This is a genomic window from Mesorhizobium sp. M0208 (genome assembly GCF_040322015.1).
Lineage (GTDB): Bacteria > Pseudomonadota > Alphaproteobacteria > Rhizobiales > Rhizobiaceae > Mesorhizobium.
On sequence record NZ_JAMYSP010000005.1, the window covers coordinates 247,137 to 271,587 of the forward strand.

Genomic DNA, 24,451 nt, shown 5'->3' on the forward strand with positions numbered 1-24,451 from the left:
CATGGCCATATCAGTGCGATCTGACTGACGCGCCCCTTCCGAACGAAACCCTCTTTAGCAACAGCAAGGGAGACCGGCGATGATCAAGGCCTTCATCGTCGACAATGATCGCCTGCGCCCTGTCGACGATCTCCTGCAAAACAGCGATGCTGTCGTCTGGGTCGACCTTCTCAGCCCGACAAAGGAAGAAGAGACCACGATCGAGACCTGGCTCGGCATTGCCGTTCCGACCCGGGAAGAGATGGAGGAGATCGAGATCTCGAGCCGTCTCTACGTCGAGGACGGCGCCTACTTCATGACCGCCATTCTGCCGGCTCAGACCGAACTGGATGATCCCTTGATGTCTCCGGTCACCTTCGTGCTCGCCGGCAGCAGGCTGATCACCGTGCGTTACCACGAGCCGAAGGCGTTCAAGACCTTTCCGCTGCGCGCCGAGAAGGTGGCGACCGGCTGCACCAGCGGCGACACCATCCTGATTGGCTTGCTGGAGGCGATCGTCGACCGCCTCGCCGACATTCTGGAGCGCGCCGGCCGCGACGTCGAGGCGATCTCGCGCGATATATTCGAGGCACGCTCGACCAAGGTTTCCAAGCGCAACCGTGACTTCCAGGAACTGTTGAAAGGCATTGGCCGCAAGGAGGACCTCGCCTCCTCGGTCCGCGACAGCCTGATCTCGCTGCAGCGCCTTGCCGGCTTCCTCGCCCATGCCTCCACTCAGACCAAGATGAGCAAGGATACCCGCGCCCGCATCAAAACGTTGTCGCGCGACGTGCTGTCGCTTGCCGACCACGCCACCTTCCTGTCGCAGAAGATCAGCTTCCTGCTCGACGCGACGCTGGGCATGATCTCGATCGAGCAGAACGCCATCATCAAGATCTTCTCCGTCGCCGCTGTCATCTTCCTGCCGCCGACGCTTGTCGCTTCAATCTACGGCATGAATTTCGACATCATCCCTGAGCTCAAATGGCACTTTGGCTATCCCTTCGCCATCGGCATGATGGTGCTTTCGGCAATCCTGCCCTTCTGGTATTTCCGCCGTCGCGGCTGGCTATAGGGTTGTCAATGCGCGCTACGGCTTGGGCACAGCAGGCTGGCGCACCAGAAATTGCTTGACCAAATGCCGCCCTGCCTGCATCCGGGACCCGACGCGTAGCGATTGTACAATCCTGAACAGGATTTCCAGACCATGACCACAAAGACCTGGGCTTATGAGGATTTTGTCGAGGGCGCTTCGCTCGACCTCGGCACCAAGCTGGTAAGCGCCGCTGAAATCATAGAATTCGCCGACGAGTTCGATGCCCAGCCGATGCATCTCGACGAGGCCGCGGGCAAGGCCAGCATCCTCGGCGGGCTGGCGGCTTCGGGCTGGCACACCTGCGCCATGTTCATGCGCATGCTGTGCGATGCCTTCCTGCTCGACTCGACCTCCCAGGGCGCGCCAGGCGTCGACCAGGTCAAATGGAAACGGCCGGTCCTGGCCGGTGACCTGTTGAGCGGCAGCACCACCGTCCTTGCCAAGCGACTGTCCAGATCGAAGCCCCGCCTTGGCCTGGTGACCATGCGCAGCGAGTTGTTCAACCAGCGCGGCGAAGGTGTTTTCGAGCTCGAAAACACCGTCATGTTCCTCACCCGCGAGGGCAGTGCGTGAGCCTCGACGAATTCTTCTGCATCGGTATCACCGTCACGCTCGGTTCACATCGATTCGAACCGGAGGCGATCAAGGCGTTCGCCCGCAAATACGACCCGCAGATATTCCATGTCGACGAAGAGGCGGCGAGGAACAGCATATTCGGCGGGCTCTGCGCCTCGGGCTGGCACACCGCCGCCACCTGGATGAAATTGAACCTCCAGGCTGGCATGGAGGCAGAGGTCGCCCGCTGGCCCGGCCCCGGGCCGGTGCCGGAATTCGGTCCCTCGCCCGGCTTCAAGAACCTCAAATGGCCCAAACCTGTCTATGCCGGGGAAACCGTGACTTTCACCCGCACCGCGCTGGCCCATCGCCCCATCGCCTCGCGACCGGGCTGGCGGCTGCTGACGCTCCGCTCAGAGGCCTTCGATTCGACCGGCGACAAGGTCATCGAATTCGAAAGTGCCGTGCTGGTGAAGGTGGAGTGAGCGGAGTTCTTCCCCTCTCCCCCAGGGAAGAAGGAAGAACCGCTCAATGCCCCTCAAACCCGATCAGCGTCCTCACCGGTACGTCGAGCGCCTCTAACCTCTCTCGGCCGCCAAGGTCCGGCAGGTCGATGACGAAGCAGGCGGCGAGGATATCGGCGCCGATCTGCCGCAATAGCTTGACGGCCGCCTCGGCCGTGCCGCCGGTGGCGATCAAATCATCGACGAGGATTACCTTCTCGCCTGGAGAAACACCGTCCTTGTGCATCTCCATCTCGTCCAGCCCGTATTCCAGGCTGTAGGCGACCCGCACCGTCTCGTAAGGCAGCTTGCCTTTTTTACGGATCGGCACGAAGCCGGCCGAGAGCTGGTGGGCGATGGCGCCGCCGAGGATGAAGCCGCGCGCCTCGATGCCGGCGATCTTGTCGATCTTCAGGCCGGCATAGGGATGCACCAGTTCGTCGATGGCGCGGCGGAAGGCCCGCGCATTGCCGAGCAGCGTGGTGATGTCGCGAAACAGGATGCCCGGCTTGGGATAATCCGGAATGGTGCGGATCGCGGCAAGCAGCGTCTCTTCGAGCGAGGATTTCATCGAGCGGCTCTCCGGGCTATTCAGATTCGGCTGAAGGCGTGAAAGGAATGGGCCAATCGTAACCCGGCGCCGCCAAGTCCGGCTACCGCCATGTGATGCCTGACGGAAAATTGTCCGGCAAAGGGCCTTGCTCAGCGTCGGCTACGATCAATCGACATGCCTGCAATGAAAAGGGCGCCTTTCGACGCCCTCGCATTCTCGTATATCGCAAGGCTCAGTGCGCCACGCCGGCCCACACCTTGCGCTTGGTCAGGTAGACCAGCGCACCGAACAGCAGCAGGAAGACCAGCACGCGAAAGCCGGTCTTCTTGCGGTCCTCGAGGTGCGGCTCGGCCGCCCACATCAGAAAGGCCGACACGTCGCGCGAGTACTGGTCGACCGTCTGCGGCGCGCCGTCATCATAGGTAACCTGGCCGTCGGAGAGCGGCTTCGGCATCTTCAGCGACACGCCGGACAGGAAGTACGGATTGTAGTGCGTGCCTTCCGGTATGACCATGCCAGCCGGCGGCTGCTGGTCGTAGCCGGTCAGCAGCGAGTGGATGTAGTCGGGGCCGCCCTGCGCATATTGCGTAAAGATGTCGAACACGAAGCGCGGGAAGCCGCGCTCGACGCCGCGCGCCTTGGCCAGCAGCGACATGTCGGGCGGTGCTGCGCCGCCATTTGCCGCCGCCGCTGCTTCCACATTGGGGAACGGCGCCGGGAAATGGTCGGACGGCTTGCCGGGGCGATCGAACATGTCGCCGGCATCGTTCGGTCCGTCGTGGATCGTATATTCGGCCGCCAGCGTCTTGATCTGCGCATCCGAATAGCCAAGGCCTTCCAGCGTACGGAACGCCACCAAATTCATCGAATGGCAGGCCGAGCAGACTTCCTTGTAGACCTTCAGCCCGCGCTGCAGCTGGGCCTTGTCGTAGGTGCCGAATGGCCCGGCGAAGCTCCAGTCCATTTCCTTCGGTTCGTGTATCGGGAAATGCGTCGGCGCCGCCTCATTGTGCGCCTCTTCCTGGGCGCTGGCTCCAGTGCTTGCGGCACCCATGCCCGCGGCCACAAGGCCAAGCAGCGCCAGCGAGGAGAGAATCTTTTTCATGCCAATTCCCCTTGAGATTCTCTGACGCGCTGTCATCGTCTCGAGCATGACCTTGTCCGAGTACCGGTTTCCACTTTTCGGGATCATGCTCAGCCCTTGGTTTCCGGGGCGGTCATGGCGCCAGCAGGATGTCCGCCGCCGCCCTTGTTCTTCTCGAGCACCGCCTCGGTGATCGAATTCGGCAGCCGTCGCGGCTTTTCGATCAGCCCGAGCACCGGCAGCGCTACCAGGAAGAAGGCGAAATAGAACAGCGTCGCCATCTGCGCCATGAATACATAGCTGCCCTCGGCCGGCTGCGAGCCCAGCCAGCCGAGCAGGATGGCGTCGGCCACGAACAGCCAGAAGAACAGCTTGTACCAGGGCCGGTAGACTGCCGAGCGCACCTTCGAGGTGTCGAGCCACGGCACCAGGAACAGCATGACAATCGCGCCGAACATGCAGAGCACGCCCCCGAGCTTGGAGTTGATGGGCCCGATATTGAAGGTGATGGCGCGCAGGATCGCGTAGAACGGCAGGAAGTACCATTCCGGCACGATGTGGGCCGGCGTCTTCAGCGGGTTGGCCACGGTGTAATTGTCGGGATGGCCGAGATAATTCGGCAGGTAGAACACGAAATAGGCGAAGACGAACAGGAACACGATCATGCCGAACCCGTCCTTTATGGTCGCGTAAGGCGTGAAGGCGAGCGTGTCGGTCTTCGATTTGACCTCGATGCCGGTCGGATTGTTCTGGCCGACGACGTGAAGCGCCCAGATGTGCAGCACGACGACGCCGGCAATCATGAACGGCAAAAGGTAGTGCAGCGCAAAGAAGCGGTTCAGCGTCGGATTGTCGACCGCGAAGCCACCGAGAAGAAGCTGCTGGATCCAGTCGCCGACCAGCGGAATGGCGGTGAAGAAGCCGGTGATGACGGTGGCGCCCCAGAAGCTCATCTGGCCCCAGGGCAGCACATAGCCCATGAACCCGGTCGCCATCATCAGCAGGTAGATGATGCAGCCGAGGATCCACAGCAGCTCACGCGGCGCCTTGTAGGAGCCGTAGTAGAGGCCACGGAAAATATGGATGTAGACGGCGACGAAGAAGAATGACGCGCCGTTGGAATGGAGATAGCGCAGCAGCCAGCCCGAATTCACGTCGCGCATGATCTTCTCGACCGAATCGAAGGCGAGAGTGCTGTCGGCTGCATAGTGCATGGCCAGCACGATACCGGTAAGGATCTGCGCCGCCAGCATAAGCGCAAGGATGCCGCCGAAGGTCCAGGCATAGTTCAGGTTGCGCGGCACCGGATAGGCGATGAAGCTGTCATAGACCAGCCGCGGCAGCGGCATGCGCGAATCGAACCAGCGTCCGATGCCGGACTTGGGCGTATAGGTCGAGTGTCCCTCGCTCATGGAAATATCCCCTGCCTCAGCCGATACGGATCTTGGTGTCGGAAACGAATTGGAACACCGGTACCGCCATGTTCTCCGGCGCCGGCCCCTTCCGGATGCGGCCGGCGGTATCGTATACGGAACCGTGGCATGGGCAGAACCAACCGCCGAAATCGCCTTCCTGGCCGAGCGGGATGCAGCCGAGATGGGTGCAGACCTGGACCATCACCATCCAGGCTTCCTTGCCCGGCGTGGTTCGATTGGCGTCGGTCGCCGGCGCGTCGGCCGGCAGGTTGGCATTGCGGGCGATTGGATCCTTGAGCTCGGCGAGATTGACCGCCTCGGCGTCCTTCATCTCTTTTTCGGTGCGGTTGCGCACGACCACCGGCTTGCCGCGCCACTTCACGACGAGCGACATTCCTGGCGTCAGCGACGAAACGTCGACCTCGACCGAGGCAAGCGCCAGCGTCGAGGCATCCGGACGCATCTGGTCGATGAACGGCCAAGCAACGGCGCCCGCGCCGACCACTGCGGCCATGCCGGTGGCGACGTAGAGAAAATCACGACGGTTGGGATCCTGGGTGTCGGTTGCGCTCACGGGTGCCTGATCCTTTCGCCTCTTCCGTGCCGGCGGCCGAGCTTGTTCCCCGCTCAATCGCGCCGGCCCGACAGCGCATGGCGAACAGGCTAGCGAATTCCTCCGGCATTTGGGACTTGGGTTTATGCGTGAAGCCTGTTTTTGTCCAGACGGGCGAAGGCACAAGGGCAGATTGTCGCGGGGGCGTAATTTGCCCAGCGGAACGATTGGAAAACAGCAGCAAAACCAAACGGCTGCGTTCACCTCGACAGCGGACGCTCGCCCGGTTTATCCTCGCCCCATGGCGCATGTCATCGACCGCGACAAATGGGCCAAAGCGCCCGACCAGTTGCCCGACCACTGGCAAGGCGAGTTGCAATGCGGGCCTTACGGTTCCAGCAGTTGCCTGATCTTTAACTACCTGCCGGAGACCGGCGGCGGCCCGAGGCTGCACAGCCATCCCTATTGCGAGATTTTCATCATCCGAACCGGGACCGGTCTGTTCACCGTCGGCGACCGGCAGATCGAGGCCACAGCCGGCCAGATCCTGATCGTACCGCCGAACACGCCGCACAAATTCACCAATCTCGGGCCAGGCCCGCTGGAAACCACCGACATACACGAGAACGGCGGCTTCATCACCGAGTGGCTGGAATAACGCTTCCCGAACCAGTTCCGGTTCGGATCATCCGCTGGCGCCGAGCCTGGCCAGAACGGCCTTGGGAATGTTGTATTCCCGGATCACCGTGTCGTGCTTGCGCAGGCCGCAAAGTTCGCGCTGGATGAAATACCCGTGCACCGCTTCGGCTGCATCCCTGAGCAGCCGGGCACGGTCGACACTGTCGCAATTCTCGCGCAGCCTCGTCAATGTTTCCTCGACGCGCCGGCCGGCGCGGCCGAGCGCGGCCGCCTTCTCGCCGAGGATTTCATGGCCAAGCAGGTCCAACGCGCTCTCCTGCGCGCCGGACCGTCCGAAATTCGATGGCATTCTCACCGCCATGGTCTACTCCGGTTTTTAGAAACTACTCCGCCGGCCGGGTCTCGGCCAGCGCGCTCTCCTCGTTGAACAGGAAGCCGCCGGACTGCCGCTTCCACAGCCTGGCATAGAGCCCGTCGAGCCCGACCAGCTCGTCATGCGTGCCTTGCTCGACGATGCGGCCCTCGTCGAGCACCACAAGCCGGTCGAGTGCCGCAATGGTCGACAGCCGATGCGCGATGGCGATGACCGTCTTGCCTTCCATCAGCCTTGCCAGATTTTCCTGGATCGCCGCCTCGATGTCGGAATCGAGCGCCGAGGTCGCTTCATCGAGCACCAGGATCGGTGCATCCTTGAGGAAGACGCGGGCGATCGCCACGCGCTGGCGCTGGCCGCCGGAGAGCTTGACGCCGCGCTCGCCGACATAGGCCTCGTAGCCGATACGATCGCGATTGTCGCGCAGACCGAGGATGAACTCGTGCGCCTCGGCCTTCTTCGCTGCCGCGACCACCTCGGCGTCGGTCGCTTCCGGCATGCCGAGCTTGATGTTGTCGCGCAGCGAGCGGTGGAAAAGTGCCGTATCCTGGCTGACGACGCCGATATTGGCGCGCAGCGAATTCTGCGTGACCCTGGAGACGTCCTGCCCGTCAATGGTGATCTTGCCGCTCTCGAGGTCGTAGAGGCGCAGGATCAGATTGACCAAGGTCGTCTTGCCGGCGCCGGACGGGCCGACCAGGCCGACCTTTTCGCCCGGCCGCACGACGACGTCGATGCCGTTGAGCACGCCGGACCCCTTGCCGTAGTGGAACTCGACATTGCTGACGTCGATGCGCCCGCCGCCGACGACAAGCTCTTTCGCGTCCGGCGCATCGGTCAGGCCGAGCGGCTGCGAGATCAGCGCCTTGGAATTTTCCAGCACGCCGAGATTCCGCAAGATGCCGTTGAGCTGCATCATCAGCCGGCCGAGCAGCATGTTCAGCCGCAGCACCAAAGACAGCGTGAAAGCCACGGCGCCGACTGTGATCGAACCCTCGACCCAGAGGTAAACGGCAAAGCAGGCGATCGCCGTTATCATGATGCCCGACAGCATCGTCAGCGCCATGCGCACGCCTGTCAGCCGGCGGGTGAACGGGCGCAGCGCGTCGAGATAGATGTCGAAGCCGTTCCTGATGTAGTGGTCGTCGCCATCGGCCGAGAACAGTTTCAGCGTCTGCACGTTCGAATAGGAATCGACAAGGCGGCCGGTGATCATCGAGCCGGCTTCGGCGGTCGCTTCGGCATGTTTGCGGATTGCCGGCAAATAGCGCCTGGCCAGCAAGCCGAAGGCGGTAATCCAGATCACCACCAGCACCGCCAGCCGGAGATCGAGCCCGGCGACCAGCGCCAGCGTCGTCACCGTATAGACGACCATGAACCAGACGACCTCGATGAAGCTTTCCATCAGATCGCCGGTCGCCTGTCCCGCCTGCCAGACCTTGGTCGCGATACGCCCGGCAAAGTCGTTCTGAAAGAAAGCGTAGGATTGGCGCGATACCTGGCGATGCGCCTGCCAGCGCACCAGATTATAGAAACCCGGCGTGATCGTCTGCTCGTCGACCAGCGCCGACAGACCGACGACAATGGTGCGGATGACCAGCACCACCGCGATCATGAAGACAAGCTCCGGGCCGGCGGCAGTCCACAGCGCGTGCCAGCTGCGTTCGCCGGGAAGCTGGTCGAGGATGTCGACCAGCCGCCCGACGAAATAGAACAGTCCGGCTTCGACCAGCGGCGCGATGCCGCCGATCACCAGCATGGCGAAGAAGGCGATCTTCGCCTGCCCGACATAATGCCAGAGGAAACCCCTGACGCCAGCAGGTGGCCGAAGGTCCGCTGGCTCCCGGAATGGATAGACCCAGCTCTCGAACCAGCGGTAGATGGCAGTCATCATTCGGCGGCTTCACCCTTGGCGATTGCATCGTTGGCGGCTGCATCGTTGGAAGAAGGGCCGTCGTCGAGCAGGAATCCGCCCGACTGACGTTGCCAGAGCTGGGCGTAGAGCCCGCCTTTGGCAACGAGTTCCTCATGCGAACCTTCCTCGATGACTCGGCCCTTGTCCATGACCACGAGCCGGTCCATGGCCGCGATCGTCGACAGCCGGTGCGCAATGGCGATGACGGTCTTGCCTTGCATCAGTCTGTAGAGATTCTCCTGGATGGCCGCCTCGGCCTCGGAATCGAGGGCAGAGGTCGCCTCGTCGAGAATGAGGATCGGCGCGTCCTTCAGCATGACACGGGCTATGGCGATGCGTTGCCGCTGGCCGCCGGACAATTTGACGCCGCGATCGCCGACATGCGCGTCGAAACCCTTACGGCCGTTCGAGTCCGACAAGCCGGCAATGAAATCCAGCGCCTCGGCGCGCCGCGCCGCCTCGATCAGCATCTCGTTGCTGGCGTCCGGCCTGCCATAGAGGATGTTCTCGCGTACCGAGCGATGCAGCAGCGAGGTGTCCTGCGTGACCATGCCGATCTGGGCCCGCAGCGAGTCCTGCGTCACTGCCGCAATGTCCTGGCCGTCGATCAGGACCTTGCCGCTTTCGAGGTCGTAGAAGCGCAACAGAAGATTGACCAGCGTCGACTTGCCGGCACCCGATCGGCCGACAATGCCGACCTTCTCGCCCGGCTTCACCGTCAGCGACAGGCTTTCGATCACACTCTTCTGCTTGCCGTAGTGGAAGCGGATGTCCTCAAAACGGATCTCGCCCTTGGTCACGGCAATATCCTTGGCGCCAGGCCGGTCTTCGACGAGGCGCGGCAGCGAGATCGAGGCGATGCCGTCCTGCACCGTGCCGATATTCTCGAACAGCGTGGACATCTCCCACATGATCCATTGCGACATGCCCCAGAGCCGCAGCACGAGGCCGATGACCAGGGCGACAGCGCCGATCGTCACGGCTTGGCCGAGCCACAGCCATAGCGAGATTGAGGCGACCGAAAACAACAGCAGCGAATTCAGGACATAGAGCAGGCCGTAGAGTTGCGTCACCAACCGCATCGATCGGTAAACGGTGTCGAGAAAGCCGGCCATACCGTCCTTGGCGAAGGATGCCTCGCGCCGCGCATGCGAGAACAGCTTGACCGTCTGGATATTGGAGTAGCTGTCGACGACACGGCCAGTCATGGTCGAGCGCGCATTGGCCTGCTCCTCGCCGACCTTGCCCAGTCGCGGGATGAAATAGCGCAACAGCAGGACATAGCCGGCAAGCCAGACGGCAAGCGGCGCAGCCAGCCGCCAGTCTGCCGAGCCGACAATGAGCAGCATGCCGAGAAAATAGACGACGATATAATTGAGCACATCGATGAGCTTGATGACGCACTCGCGCACGGCGAGCGCCGTCTGCATCAGCTTGGTCGCGATGCGCCCGGCAAACTCGTCCTGATAGAAGCTCATCGACTGCTTGAGCAGGTACCGATGCACCTGCCAGCGGATACGCATCGGATAATTACCCATCAGCGTCTGCTGGTTGAGCAGCGAATGGAACCAGACCGTTGCCGGCAGCGCGAAAACCACGATGAAGGCCATGCCGGCCAGCTTCAAGCCTTCGGTCTGCAGGAACGTCTCGCGATTCTGTCCGGACAGCCAGTCGACGATCCGGCCCATGAAGCCGAACATCCACACCTCGGCAAGGGCGATGGCCGTCACCAGTACCGCATCGAGAGCGATGTAGGGCCATGCGCCGCGCGTGTAATGCACGCAGAAGGCGATCAGTGTCCGCGGCGGCTCGACCGGCTCCTTGGCAGGGAACGGATCGAGCCTTTTTTCAAACCAGCTAAACATAGTGATGCTCACAATTTCCCGCTCACGCGGCACGCGAACGGACGAGGTGCCCAGACCGCACGGCGTCAAGGACCGGCGATACGGTATCGTCCGCCTCGCCGGCCCTGCTTCGCGCTATATAGGTTGTCGCGGGCCTTTCGCCGACAGTCTCGTTTGAGGATGCTGACGACGTTTTGACGATCCGGATTTTCGCGCCGGTTTTTGCACCGGGCCGGATCAGCCTGATGATCCGGCGCACCAGCGACGGCCGGCTATAGTCCGGAACGGCGCGCGAGAAATCGACGTCCGGCAGCATGCCGCGATGCGGACGCCGGCGGGTCTCGGCGTGAACCGCCGACGAGTAGGTCTCGCCGATCAAAAGCGCCCAGGTCGCAGTCTTGCGCTCGTGCAGGCTTCTTGAGCCGGGTATTCTACAGGGATCGAACATCGGTCCGTCCTCCAGTTGAAGATGCAGGTAGAAGGGTGAACCAACCCAGGCTGCGGGCACGCGCGGCGCGGCAAAGGTGGCATCGGTCGAAGCGTGTTCAGGTGGGGCGTTCAGCCCCTTCCACAGCTTGAAAAACATCGCAGGATTCCTTCAAAGGCCGAAAAAGGTTTCGGCGGGAATCGGTGCGATTGAAGTCTAGAAGGTCAGGAGAATCGTCGTACCGAAACCGCCGTCGGGCTGGTAAGCCCACGAGAGGGGTGGTGGATGTGCATGGCCATCATGAATTACCCCTCCATCGGTTCGGGTTGACAATGCTGACCGTATAACCGACTTCGCAGAAAATGACCACCCGCCAGTCCAGGAATTTCCAAAACCGCGAGAGCTCTGTGGCTGATCTGCCACTTATTAGAAAGACGCGGAAATGAACGACCGTCTCCGCATCGCGCTCTACCAGCCTGATATTGCCGGCAACACCGGGACAATCCTGCGCTTCGCCGCTTGCCTCGGTCTCGGCGTCGACATCATCGAACCGGCGGGCTTCCCGCTCGGTGACCGGGCGCTGAAACGGGCCGGCATGGACTACCTCGAAATGGCGGCGCTCACCCGGCATGTCGACTGGCACGCCTTTGAGGACTGGCGCAGACTCGGCAACCGACGGCTGGTGCTGCTTTCGACCAAAGCCACGACCGCCTACACGGATTTCGCCTTTGCCGGCGACGACATTCTCTTGTTCGGCCGTGAATCCGCAGGCGTGCCGGACGCCGTTCACGAGGCGGCGGATGCGCGACTGATCATCCCGATGCAGCCCGGCGCGCGCAGCATCAACGTCGCGCTTTCCGTTGCGATGGTGGCGGCCGAGGCGATCCGGCAGCTCCGCTAGGATGTGTACGCGATCGCCGGCCGCAGCGACCAAGGCGTCGTCCTCACGCAACACTGCGTCCTCTCCGGTCATTCTCATCCGGACGCCCATCGCCTTCTCCTGCCGTTTGCATCTTCGGGGCTTCTTCGCTACAAGCTCAACTTAACTTGAGGTCAAGCGGAAAATCGGAGATGGCAGCGGCAACGGAATTAACAGTCGGCCAGGTGGCGATGCGCAGCGGCGTGGCGGTGTCGGCGCTGCATTTCTACGAAGCACGCGGGCTGATCCGCAGCCACCGCACATCAGGCAACCAGCGGCGTTACGGCCGCGACGTGCTACGACGGGTGGCGATCATCAAGGTAGCGCAGGAGGTCGGCATTTCGCTGGCCGAGATCGGCATAGCCCTTCGATCATTGCCTGAGGGCCGGACGCCGACGCGCGAGGATTGGAACCTGCTTTCGACGGCTTGGCGCGACGAGCTCGACCAGAAGATTAGTCAGCTCAAGAAGCTGCGCGACGGGTTGACCGACTGTATCGGCTGCGGCTGCATGTCGATCGACAAATGCCCGCTGCGGAATAAGGGCGACCGGCTGAGCATCCGAGGGCCCGGCGCGAGGCGCTTGCTGATCGAGCGTTAATCCGCCGCCGGCAGCCGCCTGATCGTGAATTCGATGACGTCGCCCGGCCGCTCGAACCAGCTCTCGATCTCGGTCCAATAGGCCTGCTTGGGAAAGCGCTCGAACCATTCCTTCGCCTTGAGACGAGCGTCGGAACGCGGCAGCACGAAGGTCTCGCGCAGGAAACCGTCGCGCGGCATGCGCGCGTTCTCGGCGCGTGAACGGTCGAGCCTCTTCTTCAGGCCATCCAGCGGCGGTCTTGCCGGGGTGCGCACGAAAGAACTCCATTCACACTTGACCCTTGCACCTAAGAGATTAGGGATCGCGGCCGGAAAAGACGAGTCATTTGTCGGGGTACGCCCGCAACCGGAGACAGGATTTGCAACGACCCGAAATACCGGCGGGGCTGCCAGCCGACATCGAACAGAAGAAGACGAAGGCACGGCTGTGGTTCGAGACGTTGCGTGAGCGCATCTGCGCCAGCTTCGAGCAGATCGAGCAGGACCTGCGGGGGCCGCAGGCCAGCTGGTCGCCCGGTCGCTTCGAAAAGACGCCGTGGCAACGCGATGCCGGCAAGGGCGGCGGCGGCATCATGTCGATGATGCACGGCCGCGTCTTCGAGAAGGTTGGCGTCCACACCTCGACCGTCCATGGCGAGTTCTCGCCCGAATTCAGGAAGCAGATGCCGGGCGCCGAAGAGGACCCGTCCTTCTGGGCAAGCGGCATTTCGCTGATCGCCCATCCGTGGAACCCCAACGTGCCGGCCGTGCATATGAACACGCGCATGGTCGTCACCTCGCGCCAGTGGTTCGGCGGCGGCGCCGACCTGACACCGGTGCTTGAGCGCCGCCGCAGCCAGGACGACCCCGACACGATCGCCTTCCACAGAGCGATGCAATTTGCCTGCGAGAAGAACGCGGCGACCGCCGACTACGTGAAATTCAAAGCCTGGTGCGACGAGTACTTCTACCTGCCGCACCGCGACGAGCCACGCGGTACCGGCGGTATCTTCTTCGATTGGCTGCATTCGGATGAGGACAAAGGCGGCTGGGACGCCGATTTCAACTTCGTCCAGGACGTCGGGCGATCTTTTCTCGTCGTCTACGGGCATCTGGTGCGCGCCAACTTCAATGACAACTGGACCGATGGCGACCGTGACGAGCAGCTCATCCGCCGCGGCCGTTATGTCGAATTCAACTTGCTTCACGATCGCGGCACCATCTTCGGGCTGAAGACCGGCGGCAATGTCGCCTCGATCCTGTCCAGCCTGCCGCCAGAAGCGAAATGGCCGTAAAATCTCGGCGAGCACGAGGTGAGCCGCAATCGGGTCCAAATCCCCGGAATTTGACGGCGAATGTGGCGCAAGGCGTGCCAAAAAATATCTTTTTCGTCTAATATACCATTGTAAAGATTGGGCTATTTGTCGCGTGGGGCCGGGAAACGCCGGCGGTTCTTTACTCCCGAGAGCCGCGACCCGACGTGACCGGACGGCCCATCATTGAATGGGGCACCTTTCCCAAGCGGTGCCCACATTTTCCAGGAGAGCATGCCATGCGCAAGCTTATTATGACCGCAGCCGCTGCTACCGTTCTCGCCTCTGGTACTGCCGCATTCGCTGCGGCCAAGCACACCACCGGCACGATCAAAAGCTTTGATGGAACGGCGATGAGCCTAGTTCTGGATAACGGAGCCACCTTTACGTTGCCCCAGACCTTCAAGGATCCTGGCCTGAAGGTCGGCGAAAAGGTCCGCGTCACGTGGGATATGAGCGGCAAGGATAAAATTGCCGAGGCAGTCAAGATCGTGAAGTGATGTCCTGCCCGCTGGAGCAAGACGAGGTCTTACTCCTAGGTAGCGTAAGAGGGCGGAGCAGCGATGCTCCGCCTTTTCGCAACCCCATCACCGCGTGTCGGCTTGGACGCACGGCACTCTAAGGCAACCAAAACCATTCGATCGTGTTATGCTAACCTGGCCAGCGTGTAGCCCGGATACCGGACGCGGTTTCCGGATCGCGCAATCAAAGGTGGGAGCTTCCGTGTCAGTGCGCGGTGCTCCAAGGAGGAGATGAGGAGAAGCCGATGAAGGAATTCCATTGCGGGTCGCTCGTACCCGGCTGCGAGTGGCACACACGCGCCGAGGAGGAGGCTGAGGTCATGCGCCGTGCCGTCGAGCATCTGCGCGAGACGCATGGCGAGACCGTGATCCGCGAGACGATGATCGAGGCGATCCGCTCGCGCATCGAAAAGGTCCGCGACGCGGCGTGACGGTCAGGATTCGAGTGCCTCTGCGGCGCGCTTGAGCAGCGCGCCGCGATCGAGCGCAAAACCGGACTCGACCCATTCCTTTTCGAGGTTCTTCAACGTTGCACCAAGCTTTGGCCCCGGTGACGCGCCAAGTGTCGTCAGATCGGCGCCCTTGAGCGGAAAAACAGGGTTCTGCCATTTCGCGGCGAAGGCAAGCAGGCGCGAGAAGCCGCCGGCTTCGAGCAGTGCGTCACTGTCTTCGACTGCGCGGGCTCGAGCGGAAGCAAGCAACAGCCGCAACCGATCGACAAAGCCTTGGCGGTCGCCAAAATAAAGCCCTTTCGCCAACTCTCCTTCGGTCGTTTTCGGATCGACGGCAGCCGTGATCGCCCAATTCCGCAGACGGCTTGCCTCGCTCACGGAAAGCCTCAATCTCTCGGCAAGCGTCTTCATGCGCGCGGCATCCGGCGGCACGACGGCTTCCAGCCTGAGCAGCGGGTCCGGCGCCCAGGCCAGGTCCTTCTCCGTCTTGGTCAGCCCGTGAATGGCATCGATGCCCCATTTCTCGCTTTCCGGCAAAACGGCGGTCAGAACGCCGGCTTGGCGCATCCACAGCAGCGCCCGCGACGGATCCGGCGCCGACAGCAATTTCTTCAATTCCCACCAGACGCGCTCGACCGAGAGCTGGTCGAGGCCCTGCTTCAGCCGTGCGCAAGCCTTTAACCCTTCGGCATCCGGCCTGCCGTCGCCATACCAGGCGAAGAAACGGAAGAAACGCAGGATGCGCAGATAATCCTCGCGGATACGCGCTTCCGGATCGCCGATGAAGCGCAGCCGCCGCGCCTCGATATCGGCGATACCGCCGACCAGATCGACGACCGTTCCATCGGCTTCGGCATAGAGTGCATTGATGGTGAAATCGCGCCGCTCAGCGTCGGCTTTCCAGTCGCGGCCGAACGACACTTTGGCGCGCCGGCCGTCGGTTTCGACATCGGCACGCAGCGTGGTGACCTCGTAGGCCTTGCCCTGGGCGACCGCGGTGACCGTGCCATGCTTGATGCCGGTCGGCACCGTCTTGAAGCCCGCCGCCTCGGCACGCCGGATGGTTTCCTCGGGCACTGTCGTGGTGGCGATGTCGATGTCGGCGACCGGCTGGCCGATGAGCGCGTTGCGCACCGCACCGCCGGCGACACGCGCCTCCTCGCCGCCGTCGGTGAGCGCGGCGAGCAGGCGCTGCAAGTGGCTTTCGCCGAGCCAGCCGGCCTTGCCGGCAATCGACACCGGATTGCTCACGAATAGAGCCTTTCATAGAGCGTTCGGATGATGCCCGCAGTGACGCCCCAGATGCGCTGGCCGCCATAGGGCATCTCGTAAAAGAACCATTCGAGGTCGTTCCACATGCGACTGTCTCTGGTGTGGTTGGCGGGGTCCATCAGAAAACCCAGCGGCACCTCGAAGACAGCATCGACTTCGTCGGAATTCAGCGTCAGGCTGAAACCGGGCCGCACAATCCCGAGCACCGGGGCGATGCGATAGCCGCTGCCGGAAACGTAGTCCGGCAGACGGCCGATGATCTCGATGTAATCCCTATCGAGACCTATCTCCTCGAATGTCTCGCGCAACGCCGCCGCTTCCGGGCTCGCATCGGTTGGATCGACGGTGCCACCGGGGAAAGCAACCTGCCCCGAATGGTTGCGCAGCTTCTCCGCCCGCCTGGTCAAAAGGACCGTGGCTTCATGGCCATGGTCGACCACCGGGATCAGAACGGCGGCATCGCGCAGCGCCTTGGCCAGCTTCAGCCTGGGATGGCCCGGATTGAAGCGGTGGTCGCCAAAATCGTCGCCGGCATGCGCCAGCGGCTGCGCCGCGACGCGCTGGCGAAACTCGGCAGCGGAAAACGCCAACTGCGTCACCTGATCCATCATAGGCGGTCCATCATGCGCTCAGCCGTTTCAGTTTCTCAGCCGGCATGATTGGATAGACCTCGCCTTTGGAACGGACGGCAAACATCGTCTTGCCACTGATGTCGATCTCTTCGCCGTGCTCGACCAGCTCGTACATCACCGGCCGTGCCACCAGCGCCTCCAGCCGCCCGCGCACCAGCACATAGGGCTTCAGGCCACCTGTCTCGTCCTCATCGACGAAGCGCAGCGGGTGTCCCACCCCAGCCTCGACCACGTCGCCGACATTGGTGCGAAAGGTGATGATTTGTCCGTCGCCCGCGCCAGACACGTCCATCTCGACGGCAATGAAGGGCGCATCGGCGACGCGGATGCCAACCTTTTCCACCGGCGTCACCAGGTAGGTCCTGCCGTCCTCGTCCTTACGCAGCACCGAGGAAAAAAGCTGCACCAGCGGCATCCGGCCGATCGGCGTTCCCAGATAGAACCAGGTGCCGTCCTGCTTGATTTCCATGTCGAGATCGCCGCAAAACGCCGGATTCCAGCGTTCCACCGGCGCCGGCCCCTTGCCGGCGCGCGTCGCGCGCGAGACCAGCGCTTGCAGCCCGCGCGCCTCGGTCGCGGCCGTCAGGCTCTCTTCACGATTGTCTGCGGCTTCCGTCATGGTCACGAAATAGTCACTGTTGTTCCGCTTGTCAGCCTAAGTCTGTGATTTAAATTCAAAGACAGGCGCCCTGCGAGGCCGAATCGCGGCATTCTGCGGCACCCACTGTGCCAAGCGGTATTTCCAACCAGAAGGATCGATGCTGCATGAGCGTGATGATCAAGGAAAGCCCGATCAGCGAAAAGGACATGGTGGCGCAGGCCGAGAAAGCGCTGGCCGACATTTCGAGGGTTCGCAACGGCGTCGGCCGGGTCATCTTCGGCCAGGAAAGCGTCGTCGAGCGCACGCTCGTCGCATTGCTGGCCGGCGGCCATGCACTGCTGGTCGGCGTGCCCGGCCTAGCCAAGACCAAGCTGGTCGAAACGCTGGGCATCGTGCTCGGCCTCGATTCACGCCGTATCCAGTTCACGCCCGACCTGATGCCGTCCGACATTCTCGGCTCAGAGGTGATGGAGCAGGATGAATTCGGCAAGCGTTCGTTCCGCTTCATTTCCGGGCCGATCTTCGCGCAACTGCTGATGGCCGACGAGATCAACCGCGCCTCACCGCGTACCCAGTCGGCGCTGCTGCAGTCGATGCAGGAATACCACGTCACCATTGCCGGCGTGCGCCACGACTTGCCGTCACCGTTCCATGTTCTGGCGACACAGAACCCGCTGGAGCAGGAAGGCACCTATCCGCTGCCCGAGGCACAGCTCGACCGCTTCCTGATGCAGGTCGACATCCTCTACCCCGAGATCGAGGCGGAGCGCCGCATCCTGCTGGAAACCACCGGTATCGAGGATGCCAAGGCTGAAAACGTGCTGCAGCCGGCGCGGCTGAAGGACATCCAGACGCTCATCCGCCGCATGCCGGTGCCGGAAAGCGTCGTCGAGGCGATCCTCAAGCTGGTGCGCTCTGCGCGTCCCGGCCAGGGCAACGCCGATACCGACAAGCACGTCGCCTGGGGCCCAGGCCCGCGCGCCAGTCAGGCGCTGACGCTGTGCACCCGCGCCCGCGCCCTCTATGACGGCCGGCTGGCGCCGTCGGTCGACGACGTCCGCGCACTGGCCGAGCCGGTGCTGCAGCACCGCATGGCGCTGACCTTCGCCGCCCGCGCCGAGGGCACCACGGTTCGCGACGTCGTGGCGAAGCTCGCGAAAGGGATTTGATGGCGCGCATCGGTGAAGCGCAGGTACCGGCAGCGACGCGCGATGCGCTCGCCAGAGGCCGGTTGCGGGCTTCTCTGGTGCCGGACCTGCTGGTCGAGGCGCGCCGCATCGTCAACACGGTAATTGCCGGCTGGCATGGCCGCCGCAAGCGCGGCATCGGCGAGAACTTCTGGCAGTTCCGGCCCTATGTCGAAGGCGATTCCTCGCGCATTGACTGGCGCCGTTCCGCCCGCGACGACCACACCTATGTCCGCGACCGTGAATGGGAGGCCGCCCACACGGTGTGGCTGTGGGCCGACCCCTCGCCTTCCATGCTCTACAAATCGACCGGAGCCAGCGTTTCCAAGGAATCGCGCGCCCTTGTGCTGACGCTGGCCATGGCCGAGCTTTTGTCGCGCAGCGGCGAGCGCATTGCCTGGCCCGGCCTGACCGACCCGTTCACCGCCCGCAATGGCGCCGAGCGCATCGCGGCGCAACTGATGCACGCCGGCGACCTGCCGGCAAAGCCCGACCTGTCCGGCATTCGTCGCTTCTGCGACATCGTCCTCGTCAGCGATTTCCTCGACCCGGTCGAGGACACCATGGCCTGGCTGGACGTGCTCGCCCGCCACGGCGTGCGCGCACACCTGATCGAGGTCGCCGATCCGGCCGAGGAAAGCTTCCCCTATGCCGGGCGCACCGAATTCACCGATCCTGAGACCGGCGACAAGCTGACCGCCGGCCGTGCCGAAATGCTGGGCGAGGGCTATCGCCTGCTTTATGCCGCCCGCCGCCAGGAACTGGCCGCCTGGTGCAAACGGCTTGGCTGGAGCTTTACCGTCAATCATACCGATCGCCTTGCCTCCGAGGCGCTGGTGCGCATCCATATGGCGATGACCGCCGAGGGCAGCTTTGCCGGGAGGGCCCGCGCATGAGTTGGCTGCCGCTCTCCTTCGGGGCGCCGATGGTGCTGTGGGGCCTGCTGGCGCTGCCGGTGATCTGGTGGCTTCTGCGGCTGACCCCGCCCAGGCCGCAAACCGAGGTGTTTCCGCCGCTCAGGATTCTCGCCCGCGTGTTGAGGCGCGAAGAAACGCCGCAGCAGAGCCCTTGGTGGCTGACGCTGCTCAGGCTGCTAATGGCCGCGCTTGTCGTGGCAGCACTTGCCGAACCCGTCTTCAACCCGCGCGAAAAGCTGCCGGCCGAGGGCGCCGCCCTGGCGCTGGTGATCGCCAATGACTGGGCAAGTGCCGCCGACTGGGGCAAGCGGGTCGCCACCGCCGAGCGGCTGATCGCCGATGCCAATTCGAACGGCGTGCCGGTGCTCATCGCTTTCACCGCCGAGAAGCCGAATGCCGAGATCGGTCCCTTCGATGCCGCTGCCGCGCTCGACCGGCTGCGCGCGGCAAAGCCGCGGCCGATCCCGACCGACCGCCCCGCCGTCTACGCCCGCGTCGCATCAGCCCTGAACTCGCTGCCGGGCGCCAGCGTCGCAGTGCTCGCCGATGGCTTGGCGGCGCAAGGCGACGAAGCCGCCTTTGACACGTTGTTGTCAAAGAACGCGGCACGTGTTGTCTGGGCCGTTTCCGACCGGCTGTCGCTGACCGGCCTGACCGGCGCCGACAACCAGGTCGACGGCTTCGCACTGACCGCCATTCGCGCACCGGGCGACCCAGCACCTGCACAGGTGACGGCCGGCGCGTTCGACGACAAGGGCCGCCGCATTGCCGACGCGACGCTTACCTTTGCCCCGGGCGGAACCACCGCAACCGGCACGATGGCGGTGCCGTTCGAACTGCGCAACGACTTCGCCTACATCGCGCTCGATGGCGAGCGCCAGGCCGGTGCCGTCCGCGTGCTCGATGAGAGCTCAAAACGCCGCCGCGTCGGGTTGCTGTCGCAGTCCGAGGCCGATCAGGCGCAACCGCTGCTGTCGCCGCTCTACTACATCCGCCGCGCCCTGCAGCCCTTCGCCGATCTCGTCGAGCCGTCGAGCGTCGATCTCGCCGACGCCATTCCGCAACTGCTCGACCAGAAACCGGCGATGATCGTCATGGCGGATGTCGGCACCATTCCGGAACAGGCGCGGCAGAGGCTGGTCGACTGGGTCGACAAGGGCGGCACACTGGTGCGTTTTGCCGGTTCGCGGCTGGCCGCTGCCGGCAATGACGACGATCTGCTGCCGGTCCGGCTGCGCACCGGCGAGCGATCGCTTGGCGGCGCGCTGTCATGGACGGCGCCGCAGCCGGTCACCGAATTCCCGAAAACCGGTCCCTTCGCCGACCTCGCGCCGCCAACCGAGGTCACCGTTACTAGGCAGGTGCTGGCCGAGCCGACGCCCGACATTGTCGAGCGCACCTGGGCCACGCTTGCCGACGGCACGCCGCTGGTGACCGGGATGAAGAAGGACAAGGGCACCCTCGTACTGTTCCACGTCACCCCCGAGGCGACGTGGTCCAATCTGCCGATCTCCGGCAGCTTCGTCGAGATGCTGCGGCGCATCGTGCAATTGTCGCGCAACCAGGGCTCGGCGGTCGCCAATGCCGAGGCAGCCGCCACGTCGCTGGCACCCTATCGCATGATCGCCGCCGACGGCACGCTGGTGCCGCCGACGCCGGATGCCAGGCCTCTGGTGCCCGGCGCCGGCCCGCTGCCGGTGACGCTGGAAAACCCGCCCGGCCTCTACGGCTCGGAGACGGGAGTGTTCGCTCACAATCTGCTCGGTGGCGACAGCGCATTCACGCCGCTGGCCCGGCCTGAAATCACGGTGCCGGTCACCACTATCCAGTATGCCTTCGACGAGCAGCGCAACCTCAAAGGTCCGCTTGTCACGGCCGCCCTGGTGCTGATGGTGCTCGACACGCTTGCCGTATTCTGGATGGGCGGCCTGTTGTCGCGCCGGCCGCGCCGTGCCGGCGCTGCGGCGACGGCAGCCGTCCTGCTGATTGCGCTCTGCGCCTTGATTGGCCACGCGGACGTCGCGCGTGCCGACGACGCCAAACCGGGAGATACAGAGGCGATCGGGGACATTTCAAAGACCCGGATCGCCTACGTGCTGACCGGCGAACCGGGTGTCGATTCGATCAGCCGCGCCGGGCTCGAAGGGCTGACCCGCTTTCTTATCGAAAAAACCGCGCTCGAACCCGGAGCACCCGCCGGCGTCGACATCTCGAAGGACGAACTGTCCTTCTACCCGCTGATCTACTGGCCGATCGATCCCTCGGCCCCGATGCCGAGCGAGGCCGCCATCGCCCGCATCGACGCCTATATGCAGCAGGGCGGAACGGTCTTGTTCGACACCCGTGACCAGTTCGCCAATGGCATTGGTGCGGATTCGACCAGCCCGGCTACGGAGCGGCTGCGCGACATCCTCGGCAACCTCAACGTGCCACCGCTGGAACCGGTGCCGTCGGACCACGTGCTGACCAAATCCTTCTACATTCTTCCGGAGTTTCCTGGCCGTTTTGCCGGCAGCCCGCTTTGGGTCGAGGCATCGCTCGAAGCCAGCAACACCGAGAACCGCCCGGTGCGCACCGGCGACGGCGTTTCGCCAATCATGATCACCGCGAATGATTTCGCCGGCGCCTGGGCGGTCGACGAGAATGGCGACCCGCTATTGCCGACGGTGCCTTCGGATCCGATGCAGCGCATCTATGCGCTGCGCGCCGGCGTCAACATCATGATGTACATGCTGACCGGCAACTACAAGTCCGATCAGGTGCACGTCCCGGTGCTGCTCGAACGGCTGGGGCAGTAGACTATGAACTGGTCGCTCTCCTTCGAACCGCTCATCACCTGGCCGCTGCTCGCAGTGGTCCTGGTGCCGCTGCTGCTGCTGGCGCTGGCCGGCCTTTGGTTTCGCCAGCGCGGTGCGATTTTCCGCCTGGCAGCCCTGATTGCCCTGGCTGCGGCGCTGCTCAATCCGGTGTTCCTCGACGAAGAGCGCGAGCCGCTGAAAAGCATCGTCGCCGTCGTCGTCGACCGCAGCCAGAGCCAGGATATCGGCGACCGCACCAAGCAGACCGACGCGGCGTTAGCCGGGCTTCAGCAGCGTCTCGGCCGCTTCAAGCAGTTCGACGTCCGTGTCGTCGAAGCCGGCAAGTCCGAAGCCGCCGACGAGCGCACCGAGACGCGGTTGTTTTCCTCGCTCGAAAATGCTTTCCGCGACGTGCCGCCATCGCGCATCGGCGGCGCCATCATGATCACCGATGGCGAGGTGCATGACGCGCCGTCCGGCACACCCGACTTCAATGCCCCGCTGCATGCGCTGATTACCGGCAACGAGCATGAAAAGGACCGTCGCATTCGCTTCGAGAATGCGCCGCGCTTCGGCCTCGTCGGCAAGCCGCTCGACATGACCTATCGCGTCATCGCCACCAACAACGACACCGGCCCGGTCGATGTCCGCGTATCGGTCAATGGCGAGCAGGTATCGGTCGAGCACGCCAACATCGGCCAGGCGATGCCGCTGCAGGTGACCATTCCCAGCGCCGGGCGCAACATTGTCGAACTCGCCATCAACCACGAGCCGGGCGAACTCACCGACACCAACAACCGCGCCATCGCGCTGATCGACGGTATTCGCGAAAATCTGCGGGTACTGCTCGTTTCCGGTGAACCGCATGCGGGCGAGCGCACCTGGCGCAATTTGCTGAAATCCGACGCTTCGGTGGACCTCGTGCACTTCACCATCCTGCGCCCGCCGGAAAAGCAGGACGGCACGCCGATCAACGAATTGTCGCTGATCGCCTTCCCGACGCGCGAGCTGTTTGTTGAGAAGATCAAGGATTTCGACCTGATCATCTTCGACCGCTATCAGCACCGCGACGTACTGCCGATCCTCTATTACGACTATATCTCCGAATATGTCGAAAAGGGCGGCGCGCTGCTGATCGCGGCAGGCCCCGAATATGCCGGCGAAAGCTCGATCGCCCGCACGCCGCTGATATCGGCGCTGCCGGCAATGCCGACCGGCGAGGTCATCGACAAGGCCTTCTATCCGCGCCTCACCGATACCGGCCAGCGTCATCCGGTAACGCGCGGGCTCGACGGCTCCGCGACCGAGCCGCCGCACTGGAGCCGCTGGTTCCGCACCGTCGGGGTCGAGAACCCCGAGGGCGAGGTGGTGATGAAGGGCGCCGACAACCGGCCGCTGCTGCTGCTCGATCGCAAGGGCGAAGGCCGCGTCGGCATGCTTCTGTCCGACCAGGGCTGGCTGTGGGCGCGCGGCTTCGAGGGCGGTGGCCCCCACGTCCAGCTCTACCGGCGCATCGCCCACTGGCTGATGAAGGAGCCCGAACTCGAGGAAGAGCGGCTGACCGCCGACGGCCGCGGCATGGTGCTGGAAATCCGCCGCCAGACAATGAGCGACGACCCCGGCCCGGCGCAAGTCATCACGCCATCCGGCAAGGCACTGATCGTCAGGCTCGAGAAATCCGAACCAGGTGTCTTCCTCGGCAGCGTCGAGACCAGCGAAATCGGTCTCTACCAGGTCGGCAATGGCGACCTGACGGCATTGGCCCATGTCGGGCCGGTCAACGCCCCGGAATTCACCGATGTGGTCTCCACCGAGAACCGGCTGAAACCACCGGCTGAGGCAACCGGCGGCAGCGTTCGCCGGCTGGCGCCGGCCTCGGCACTTGGCAATCTCACCAGCATGGTCACGCTGCCCTCGATCGTTCCAGTCCGCTCCTCGGGAGCGGCTTCCGGCAATGACTGGATCGGCCTGCGCACCACCGACGACAGCGTGCTCAAGGCCGTCTCGCGCGTGCCGCTGTTCGGTGGCTTCCTCGGACTCGGCCTGCTGCTTTTGGCGATGGGCTCTATGTGGTACCGCGAAGGGCGGTAGCGGCACCGTCCTTCCTTCTCCCCTTGTGGGCCTGTTGCGCAGTAACCGGGGATGTTTGGATGGGGCGGGATCGCAGGGATTTCGCTCGTCTTTGTGAGCTCCGCCCCCTTGTTTGGGCTTTCGGCGGCGGTTTCGGCCCGGGCGGCCGCGCTGCGGGCGCACCTATCCCGTGATGGCGGCCCATCGGCGCATGTTGAAGGCGATCGCCGCCAATGTCACCTGGGCGGTGGCCTTC

At 63.6% G+C, this 24,451-nt stretch carries 25 protein-coding genes; 13 read left to right on the plus strand and 12 right to left on the minus strand.

Annotated features, from left to right (window positions below):
- Positions 1 to 79: 79 nt before the first annotated feature.
- The 3 genes from corA (at position 80) to NKJ17_RS08265 (ending at position 2,115) form a co-directional block, all read left to right on the plus strand.
- The gene (corA, locus tag NKJ17_RS08255; RefSeq protein ID WP_352687885.1) at positions 80 to 1,054 is read left to right on the plus strand and encodes a magnesium/cobalt transporter CorA; all 975 of its coding nucleotides are present in this window, start codon (positions 80 to 82) and stop codon (positions 1,052 to 1,054) included.
- 132 nt (positions 1,055 to 1,186) lie between these two features.
- Positions 1,187 to 1,648 (plus strand): MaoC family dehydratase, encoded by a 462-nt coding sequence (locus tag NKJ17_RS08260; protein ID WP_352477973.1) that lies wholly within the window; start codon positions 1,187 to 1,189, stop codon positions 1,646 to 1,648.
- Positions 1,645 to 2,115: a MaoC family dehydratase gene (locus NKJ17_RS08265; protein WP_352687887.1), complete on the plus strand. Its 471-nt coding sequence runs from the start codon at positions 1,645 to 1,647 to the stop codon at positions 2,113 to 2,115. Before NKJ17_RS08260 ends, NKJ17_RS08265 begins: the two co-directional genes overlap by 4 nt.
- Before the next feature lie 43 nt (positions 2,116 to 2,158).
- Here the strand turns inward: NKJ17_RS08265 and NKJ17_RS08270 are convergent, their stop codons facing one another.
- From NKJ17_RS08270 to petA, 4 genes are all read right to left on the minus strand, one after another.
- On the minus strand, positions 2,159 to 2,704 hold the full coding sequence (locus NKJ17_RS08270) for an adenine phosphoribosyltransferase (RefSeq protein ID WP_352687889.1): 546 nt from the start codon (positions 2,702 to 2,704) through the stop codon (positions 2,159 to 2,161).
- Between the two features lie 214 nt (positions 2,705 to 2,918).
- Entirely contained in the window at positions 2,919 to 3,791 is an 873-nt protein-coding gene (locus tag NKJ17_RS08275; RefSeq protein WP_352477976.1) for a cytochrome c1, read from the minus strand.
- A gap of 89 nt (positions 3,792 to 3,880) precedes the next feature.
- Positions 3,881 to 5,182 carry a cytochrome b gene (locus tag NKJ17_RS08280; RefSeq protein WP_352687891.1) on the minus strand — a complete coding sequence of 434 codons (1,302 nt, stop codon included), beginning with the start codon at positions 5,180 to 5,182 and terminating at the stop codon, positions 3,881 to 3,883.
- Positions 5,183 to 5,198: 16 nt separating this feature from the next.
- Positions 5,199 to 5,759 (minus strand): ubiquinol-cytochrome c reductase iron-sulfur subunit, encoded by a 561-nt coding sequence (gene petA, locus NKJ17_RS08285; protein ID WP_352477980.1) that lies wholly within the window; start codon positions 5,757 to 5,759, stop codon positions 5,199 to 5,201.
- Between the two features lie 280 nt (positions 5,760 to 6,039).
- Here petA and NKJ17_RS08290 point away from each other — a divergent pair, with 280 nt between their 5' ends.
- Positions 6,040 to 6,396, plus strand: a complete 357-nt coding sequence (locus tag NKJ17_RS08290) for a cupin domain-containing protein (protein ID WP_352687893.1) — start codon at positions 6,040 to 6,042, stop codon at positions 6,394 to 6,396.
- A gap of 27 nt (positions 6,397 to 6,423) precedes the next feature.
- On the opposite strand, the gene NKJ17_RS08295 is transcribed toward NKJ17_RS08290, so the two are convergent.
- The 4 genes from NKJ17_RS08295 to NKJ17_RS08310 are packed head-to-tail and all read right to left on the minus strand — an operon-like array spanning position 6,424 to position 11,095.
- Complete coding sequence (locus tag NKJ17_RS08295) at positions 6,424 to 6,738, minus strand: DUF6665 family protein (RefSeq protein ID WP_352687895.1); 315 nt, start codon at positions 6,736 to 6,738, stop codon at positions 6,424 to 6,426.
- A gap of 22 nt (positions 6,739 to 6,760) precedes the next feature.
- On the minus strand, positions 6,761 to 8,644 hold the full coding sequence (locus NKJ17_RS08300; RefSeq protein WP_352687897.1) for an ABC transporter ATP-binding protein: 1,884 nt from the start codon (positions 8,642 to 8,644) through the stop codon (positions 6,761 to 6,763).
- Positions 8,641 to 10,530 (minus strand): ABC transporter ATP-binding protein, encoded by a 1,890-nt coding sequence (locus NKJ17_RS08305; RefSeq protein ID WP_352687899.1) that lies wholly within the window; start codon positions 10,528 to 10,530, stop codon positions 8,641 to 8,643. Before NKJ17_RS08305 ends, NKJ17_RS08300 begins: the two co-directional genes overlap by 4 nt.
- A gap of 22 nt (positions 10,531 to 10,552) precedes the next feature.
- Positions 10,553 to 11,095, minus strand: coding sequence for a hypothetical protein (locus tag NKJ17_RS08310; protein WP_352687901.1), 543 nt, complete (start codon positions 11,093 to 11,095; stop codon positions 10,553 to 10,555).
- A 283-nt stretch (positions 11,096 to 11,378) separates the two neighbouring features.
- Between NKJ17_RS08310 and NKJ17_RS08315 the strand changes: the two genes are divergently transcribed.
- The gene (locus NKJ17_RS08315) at positions 11,379 to 11,837 is read left to right on the plus strand and encodes a tRNA (cytidine(34)-2'-O)-methyltransferase (RefSeq protein ID WP_352645082.1); all 459 of its coding nucleotides are present in this window, start codon (positions 11,379 to 11,381) and stop codon (positions 11,835 to 11,837) included.
- A 170-nt stretch (positions 11,838 to 12,007) separates the two neighbouring features.
- On the plus strand, positions 12,008 to 12,454 hold the full coding sequence (gene soxR, locus NKJ17_RS08320) for a redox-sensitive transcriptional activator SoxR (protein WP_352687903.1): 447 nt from the start codon (positions 12,008 to 12,010) through the stop codon (positions 12,452 to 12,454).
- On the opposite strand, the gene NKJ17_RS08325 is transcribed toward soxR, so the two are convergent.
- Positions 12,451 to 12,708 carry a hypothetical protein gene (locus tag NKJ17_RS08325; RefSeq protein WP_023679487.1) on the minus strand — a complete coding sequence of 86 codons (258 nt, stop codon included), beginning with the start codon at positions 12,706 to 12,708 and terminating at the stop codon, positions 12,451 to 12,453. The two genes, soxR and NKJ17_RS08325, sit on opposite strands and share 4 nt — an antisense overlap.
- A gap of 104 nt (positions 12,709 to 12,812) precedes the next feature.
- On the opposite strand from NKJ17_RS08325, the gene hemF reads away from it, so the two are divergent.
- The 3 genes from hemF to NKJ17_RS08340 all read left to right on the plus strand — a co-directional run bounded on the left by hemF (position 12,813) and on the right by NKJ17_RS08340 (position 14,697).
- Positions 12,813 to 13,727, plus strand: coding sequence for an oxygen-dependent coproporphyrinogen oxidase (gene hemF, locus NKJ17_RS08330; protein ID WP_352508146.1), 915 nt, complete (start codon positions 12,813 to 12,815; stop codon positions 13,725 to 13,727).
- Positions 13,728 to 13,984: 257 nt separating this feature from the next.
- The gene (locus tag NKJ17_RS08335; protein WP_352687905.1) at positions 13,985 to 14,245 is read left to right on the plus strand and encodes a DUF1344 domain-containing protein; all 261 of its coding nucleotides are present in this window, start codon (positions 13,985 to 13,987) and stop codon (positions 14,243 to 14,245) included.
- 266 nt (positions 14,246 to 14,511) lie between these two features.
- On the plus strand, positions 14,512 to 14,697 hold the full coding sequence (locus NKJ17_RS08340) for a DUF1059 domain-containing protein (RefSeq protein WP_023679490.1): 186 nt from the start codon (positions 14,512 to 14,514) through the stop codon (positions 14,695 to 14,697).
- A 3-nt stretch (positions 14,698 to 14,700) separates the two neighbouring features.
- Here the strand turns inward: NKJ17_RS08340 and NKJ17_RS08345 are convergent, their stop codons facing one another.
- From NKJ17_RS08345 to NKJ17_RS08355, 3 genes are read right to left on the minus strand one after another with little or no spacing between them, the layout of a single operon-like run.
- Positions 14,701 to 15,969: a CCA tRNA nucleotidyltransferase gene (locus NKJ17_RS08345; RefSeq protein WP_352687907.1), complete on the minus strand. Its 1,269-nt coding sequence runs from the start codon at positions 15,967 to 15,969 to the stop codon at positions 14,701 to 14,703.
- Positions 15,966 to 16,598: a CoA pyrophosphatase gene (locus NKJ17_RS08350; RefSeq protein WP_352687909.1), complete on the minus strand. Its 633-nt coding sequence runs from the start codon at positions 16,596 to 16,598 to the stop codon at positions 15,966 to 15,968. Before NKJ17_RS08350 ends, NKJ17_RS08345 begins: the two co-directional genes overlap by 4 nt.
- A gap of 13 nt (positions 16,599 to 16,611) precedes the next feature.
- The gene (locus NKJ17_RS08355; protein WP_352687911.1) at positions 16,612 to 17,241 is read right to left on the minus strand and encodes a DUF1285 domain-containing protein; all 630 of its coding nucleotides are present in this window, start codon (positions 17,239 to 17,241) and stop codon (positions 16,612 to 16,614) included.
- 146 nt (positions 17,242 to 17,387) lie between these two features.
- Here NKJ17_RS08355 and NKJ17_RS08360 point away from each other — a divergent pair, with 146 nt between their 5' ends.
- From NKJ17_RS08360 to NKJ17_RS08375, 4 genes are read left to right on the plus strand one after another with little or no spacing between them, the layout of a single operon-like run.
- Entirely contained in the window at positions 17,388 to 18,392 is a 1,005-nt protein-coding gene (locus NKJ17_RS08360; protein ID WP_254819166.1) for an AAA family ATPase, read from the plus strand.
- A complete protein-coding gene (locus tag NKJ17_RS08365; protein ID WP_352687913.1) occupies positions 18,392 to 19,306 on the plus strand; it encodes a DUF58 domain-containing protein in 915 nt (304 codons plus the stop codon). Before NKJ17_RS08360 ends, NKJ17_RS08365 begins: the two co-directional genes overlap by 1 nt.
- Positions 19,303 to 22,125: a DUF4159 domain-containing protein gene (locus tag NKJ17_RS08370; RefSeq protein WP_352687915.1), complete on the plus strand. Its 2,823-nt coding sequence runs from the start codon at positions 19,303 to 19,305 to the stop codon at positions 22,123 to 22,125. The genes NKJ17_RS08365 and NKJ17_RS08370 overlap by 4 nt, the downstream gene beginning before the upstream one ends.
- 3 nt (positions 22,126 to 22,128) lie before the next feature.
- Positions 22,129 to 24,216 carry a hypothetical protein gene (locus NKJ17_RS08375; RefSeq protein ID WP_352687917.1) on the plus strand — a complete coding sequence of 696 codons (2,088 nt, stop codon included), beginning with the start codon at positions 22,129 to 22,131 and terminating at the stop codon, positions 24,214 to 24,216.
- Positions 24,217 to 24,451: the final 235 nt, after the last annotated feature.